Here is a 519-nt window from a genome sequence, read left to right on the forward strand (position 1 = left end):
ACATTTGTCGTCAGTTAGCTAAAAAGTACGGCGGAACGTCCGAAACGCTTTACGCGCCGGCTTATGCAGAAAACCGCGAGCAAAAAATGGCGTTCATGCAGAATGCGACTGTCAAACAAACGCTCGATTTGGCACGTAAAGCCGATGTCGCTTTAGTTGGTATTGGTGATATGAGCGAAAACAGCTACATGGTCGATCTAGGGTGGTTTACACCAGATGAAGTGGTTCAATCCCGACTAAAACAAGGCGTAGTAGGGGACTTTGCGGGTTATGACTTCTTTGATATTCACGGTAACGTTGCCAACACCGTAATGAGTGACCGTGTCATTGGCCTTGGAATTGAAGAGTTTCGGCCAATCGCAGAAGTGATTGCTATCGCTGCTGAAAACAGTAAACCGCTTGCATTACTTGGTGCGTTACGTACCGGTGCAATCGACGTGATTGCTACCAGTGTAAGCAACGCTTTGACAGTATTGAACTTGGATGAGCAGATGCACGGTAACGCGGCATCTGAGAGTT

At 47.4% G+C, this 519-nt stretch carries 1 protein-coding gene; it reads left to right on the forward strand.

Annotation, left to right across the window (positions count from 1 at the left end):
* The coding region (locus R8O11_RS31250) for a sugar-binding domain-containing protein (RefSeq protein WP_318195395.1) at positions 1 to 519 on the forward strand (519 nt) is incomplete at both ends.

Source organism: Vibrio sp. 1288 (assembly GCF_033344475.1).